Raw genomic sequence first — 4,457 nt, 5'->3', positions numbered from 1 at the left:
CGGAAAAATCCGGGTTGACAGCACGCTGATCGGCTTCCTGGAGCAGTTGTATGCCGCCTTGAATTGCTCCAAGATCATCGTATCCAGCGGCTACCGATGCACCAGGCACGACAGGGCTGTGGGCGGATCCGGTGCCGGGCGGCACACAATGGGCATGGCTGCGGATATCTGCTGCTACGGGCAGGATGGAAAGCCCATCGGGAGCAAGTATGTGGCGTGTGCCGCAGAGGATCTGGGCATCAACGGGATCGGGCTGAACTGTGGGGGAAACCACAGCTACACCCACATCGACAGCCGGTCTGCCGCCGCAAAATGGTGGGGGGATGAATCCGTGAAGGGCTATCCCAGTATTAAACAGATCAACGGCAGCACGTCCTTCTACGCCTATTGCGGCGTGTCCCGGCAGGACTGCCCCTACACAGCGCCGGATGCTACCATCCGCTACGGTAGCCGGGGTGACGGTGTGCGGTGGCTCCAGTACATGCTGGATGCGGCAGGCTACGACTGCGGAAAAATCGACGGCATTGCAGGCGTGAAAACCATCGCTGCCATCCGGGCTTACCAGCAGGAGCATGGACTTGCCGTGGACGGACTGGCAGGCAAGAAAACAGTGGCGGCGTTGAAAGGAGCAACCACATGACAGGATTTGAATTATTCACCACAGTGCTGGGGATCATCGGGACGGTCTGCGCCATCGTGTTCGGCTACATCGCATTTCACAGGAACAGCAAAAACGACGATGAAGCGGAGGGGAAGAAGGATGGGGTACTGCTCACGGAGATCGGGTACATCAAGTCCGGCGTGGACGATATCAAGCGCAAGCAGGAGAAAGAGGATGAGCGGCATGTACAGGTCGTTTCCAGGCTGACCGCTGTCGAAGCGTCCGCCAAGCAGGCGCACCACAGGCTGGATAGCCTGGAGGGGAAGATGACGGAGAAATAGAAGAACCCCCGGAGGATTAACCTCTGGGGGTCTTTTTCTGCATTTCCGTGTCCATTAGGTGCCTGATCCACGCCGTTAGGCTCATCCCCTTGCTTTCGGCGTGGGCTCGGTAAGCGTCCCGTGTGCCTTTCGGAACTCTAACCTCTATTCGATCATAGTGTGCGGTGATGTACCGCTGCACACATTTTGCCTGTGACATTCCGCTTTCCTCCTTTAGGTTTTGCCGGGGATTGCTCCCCGGCTCGGCTTGGTTTCAAAAGTTTATTGTGATTTCGTCGACGATTTCTGAACTGTCGGGAGTATCGTCGATTCCCACAAAAGCCTCGATGTCCTCAACGTCCTCGTATACATCCCAGGAAGAATCATCCTCTACCTCTCTGATGTCCAAGCCGCCTTCTGTTTCTTCGTTGTCTAAAACTCTTGCGATTTTTTCTTCTTCGTCATAGCTTACAAACATTGTGCTTGCATTTGTTTCAACCTTGAACAGCTTTTTCATAATCTTTCCCTTTCTGGTTTTTTGGACTTTTCCGTGTCCTTTATTGTATCTTTAGTATACCACATAAATCTGGAAATGTCAATATTTTTTGTGCAGAATGTTGCATAAAGTTATATAGTCGGATATAGTTGTATTGCACAATTCAAACAAAAAAACAGCCGCCCAAGACAAACGGCTGTTTTTGTTTATAGTTCTTGTAAGAGCACAAGTGCTCGTTTGTATATGTTGTAAACCTGTGACCGACTGTACGCCATTTCAATGCAGATTTCTGCAAACGGCATTCCTTGGATAAAATGATAACGAATCAATCTGCGTTCGCACTGTGGAAGTTTACTCACTGCGTCCTCCACGGAATTCTGAACGCTGATTAGGGCTTCACGCTCCGCACGGTACTTTTGGGCATCTTCCGGACTGCTACACGAATCAATCAGTTTGTTCAACTGGGCGATTAAGTCAGCGTTGCCCCGATAAGTAGCCAATTTCTCCTTGGTCATGTCTTTGCATCAGCCCTCCTGTTCCACTGTCTTGCGGCAGCTTTTTCTGTTTCATGCCAAATCGGGACGGTTGCGCCACATTTGGTGCAATTTACAACATAATCATTGTCACCGTTATATTTGGTGTAAACTTCCATTTCTGCTTTCCCACCGCAAAATGGACAATTTTTAAGATCAACCTTATCGATCATTGTCAATCCTCCTGTTCCTCAAAAAGTCCGCTTTTTCAAGCTTTGCCTGCAAATCTTTATGCAGTAGCTTTCTGTTAATCATCAACTCGTCGGGAGTAACGCTTACATAATCATCAACGTCAGGAGCTTCCACAAACTCATACCCTCCTCCTAGTGTTCCCTCCATGCACTGCATATTAACGTAGTGCACAACACCGTGAAACATTTCAAGACTATCATGCGGATCTGTTCCCACCTGATGAACATGACCGCTCGCCGTGTCTTTTACCCATATATTCATCAACATTGTGCTTCACCGTCCATTCTTGCACCACAGTTAGGGCAAAAACCAACGAAGCCTTCACTATCTCCGACCACTTGCAAATCTGATATATAGTATTCAGAATTGCAACATGAACATTTTGTGAATCCTGAATCGTCCCACGTTATCCACCGCCCATGCTTCACAGGCTGTACGTCTGCGGCTTTCGTATCTTCTATGATATACATATCGTCTTGATGCTCGCACGATCTGCACATTGCTCCGTTGTAACTATTGCAACCTGTACAGTATATCCGCTGTATTTCTTCTATTGGTTCATGCTTGCTTATATACTCAGCCATTGTCTTTCCTCCTGTTATATACTGCTGTCGCTTTGGGTTCGTGTTCTGCGCCAAAAAAGCACACGTCCATGCCACATTTATGGCATATAAACATTTCTGTCCCTAATGGAGCTTTAATTTTTACTACCTCCCCACCGCAGAACGGGCACGGCTTTAACTCGATTTCACCAATCATACGCTTTCCTCCTTAATCGGGACTAGTTTTTCAACATCATCAGCAAACTGCCAGCGGAAACACTCGTTTTTATAGAAACCGGGGCATTCAGCATATTCAGCCCCGGCAGGCAAATCATAAGCACATATACCACAAAGAGAATCACCGCAACATTCCTCACGATATACATTGACAGCAGTATGCAATGCCGCATAAGATGCTGCAAGCAGCTCTTTCAGCTTATCGTTCTCATTCTCCATTTGCCAAATCGATTCCTGATCCACACCGCACACTTTCTGTCTCAGTTCCTCGTTCTCCGCTGTAAGCAGAGCAATGCGCCTTTCAAGTTCTTCGTTATTCATGATAATCCTCCAGCAGTTCCGGGTTGTCGTGAATGTTGCCTATAACTTCGATATATGCACCTGTTTCTTCCATTTCAACCCAAAGCAAAATATCCAAAGTTGCTGTGTCTCCTGCAATAAAATTCAATTGATACCCCCAGTTATATTCTCCGTTTGGGTTGCCAAATTTGACAAGTGCAGTGAATTCCGCATCGCTTACTTCGTCATTGCATTTAACAACATCGTTCTCAAAAATCTTCTTTCCGTTCGTGTCGGTCAACCCTGTGTACTGCCCGACTGTTTCCGGATCGACCTTGCATCCGTATACATCAAACGCCAATCCTTCCTGCTCATCGTAGCTGTATTCATTTCCGTGCGGAATGATGAATGTGTCCTCCTTACCGTTGAACAGCATGCCCTCTATCCACTCTCCGTTGTCAACTCGCTTGCCCCTGAACAAAATTTCACGCATTTTCAAGTCCCCCTTATTTGATTTATGAATATATCCCTAATTCCGGGAATCTTTGAACTAGCCGTGCATAGCCTGACGGATTGTTGTATTTCAGCCAAATGATCGTGTTTTGTCGCACAGAATCGCCCGTAAGCCGGGCTGTTGTTCGTGAATCGTAGCCGAATGATTTATACCAGTCAAGAACTGGCAACCCGTTCTCCAGGATATATGCGCCTATATCCTCCGTTTTCCATCGTGCCATAGGGCACATTCTGTAATAATCCCGATTTTTGTACCTATACATAAACTGCGGCAGACCGTCCGTCTTGCATGACCTCAGAGATATAGCACGTCCTCTGCTCTCCTCAATCCGCAGCCCCATAAACACGCTGTCAAACTCAGAATTATCCAGTGTTTGTATGTCTCTACGCCCGGCTTTTCGCTGCTCATCAAATGTAGCTGATTGCCATCCGTCACTGAACACACGGTCAATGTTTATCTCCTCAATTTTTGCCCCGTATTTATCCCGAAAATAATTGAGAACAGTGTCAACATTGTGCAGTATTCGAGTTTCACCGGATGATAAGAAGCGGAGCGGGACAGTAGAATCCTGTTGAAGAATCAAATCTGCCATTACCGAGCTGTCTTTTCCACACGAAAACGCAATATACGGAGCAGAGACGTGTCCCAGCATTTGGGACACATTCTCTACTGTTTCTGAAATTCTTCGGCGGTACTGTGGCATTTTTGCGTACACACGGCACACATCATCATTTATTCTTTGC

Annotated in this window: 10 protein-coding genes; 2 read left to right on the top strand and 8 right to left on the bottom strand. The window is 47.7% G+C overall.

The genetic code is table 11. From position 1 onward, the window contains the following. Nucleotides 1-640 (top strand): peptidoglycan-binding protein (locus RUM_RS08410; protein WP_041326366.1); only part of this gene is annotated, 640 nt, incomplete at its 5' end. Further along, nucleotides 637-942, top strand: coding sequence for a hypothetical protein (locus RUM_RS08405; protein ID WP_015558705.1), 306 nt, complete (start codon nucleotides 637-639; stop codon nucleotides 940-942). The genes RUM_RS08410 and RUM_RS08405, both read left to right, overlap by 4 nt. Nucleotides 943-1,195: 253 nt before the next feature. Here the strand turns inward: RUM_RS08405 and RUM_RS08395 are convergent, their stop codons facing one another. The 8 genes from RUM_RS08395 to RUM_RS08355 all read right to left on the bottom strand — a co-directional run. Then, the gene (locus tag RUM_RS08395) at nucleotides 1,196-1,438 is read right to left on the bottom strand and encodes a hypothetical protein (RefSeq protein ID WP_015558703.1); all 243 of its coding nucleotides are present in this window, start codon (nucleotides 1,436-1,438) and stop codon (nucleotides 1,196-1,198) included. Nucleotides 1,439-1,623: 185 nt separating this feature from the next. After that, on the bottom strand, nucleotides 1,624-1,932 hold the full coding sequence (locus RUM_RS08390; protein WP_015558702.1) for a sigma factor-like helix-turn-helix DNA-binding protein: 309 nt from the start codon (nucleotides 1,930-1,932) through the stop codon (nucleotides 1,624-1,626). After that, complete coding sequence (locus RUM_RS08385; protein ID WP_015558701.1) at nucleotides 1,929-2,123, bottom strand: zinc ribbon domain-containing protein; 195 nt, start codon at nucleotides 2,121-2,123, stop codon at nucleotides 1,929-1,931. Before RUM_RS08385 ends, RUM_RS08390 begins: the two co-directional genes overlap by 4 nt. Continuing rightward, complete coding sequence (locus RUM_RS08380; RefSeq protein ID WP_041326364.1) at nucleotides 2,113-2,403, bottom strand: hypothetical protein; 291 nt, start codon at nucleotides 2,401-2,403, stop codon at nucleotides 2,113-2,115. The genes RUM_RS08385 and RUM_RS08380 overlap by 11 nt, the downstream gene beginning before the upstream one ends. A gap of 315 nt (nucleotides 2,404-2,718) precedes the next feature. After that, nucleotides 2,719-2,901, bottom strand: a complete 183-nt coding sequence (locus tag RUM_RS08370) for a Lar family restriction alleviation protein (protein ID WP_015558698.1) — start codon at nucleotides 2,899-2,901, stop codon at nucleotides 2,719-2,721. Next, nucleotides 2,898-3,242, bottom strand: coding sequence for a hypothetical protein (locus RUM_RS08365; protein WP_015558697.1), 345 nt, complete (start codon nucleotides 3,240-3,242; stop codon nucleotides 2,898-2,900). The genes RUM_RS08370 and RUM_RS08365 overlap by 4 nt, the downstream gene beginning before the upstream one ends. Then, the gene (locus tag RUM_RS12155) at nucleotides 3,235-3,693 is read right to left on the bottom strand and encodes a YopX family protein (RefSeq protein ID WP_015558696.1); all 459 of its coding nucleotides are present in this window, start codon (nucleotides 3,691-3,693) and stop codon (nucleotides 3,235-3,237) included. The genes RUM_RS08365 and RUM_RS12155 overlap by 8 nt, the downstream gene beginning before the upstream one ends. 22 nt (nucleotides 3,694-3,715) lie before the next feature. Further along, on the bottom strand, nucleotides 3,716-4,457 hold a 742-nt coding region (locus RUM_RS08355; RefSeq protein ID WP_207634948.1), incomplete at its 5' end, for a phosphoadenosine phosphosulfate reductase domain-containing protein.

Origin of the sequence: Ruminococcus champanellensis 18P13 = JCM 17042, assembly GCF_000210095.1 — a bacterium.
In the GTDB taxonomy this organism is placed as follows: domain Bacteria; phylum Bacillota; class Clostridia; order Oscillospirales; family Ruminococcaceae; genus Ruminococcus_F; species Ruminococcus_F champanellensis.
The sequence above is the reverse complement of the archived record's forward strand: the minus strand, read 5'-3'. Positions and strand labels throughout refer to the sequence as shown.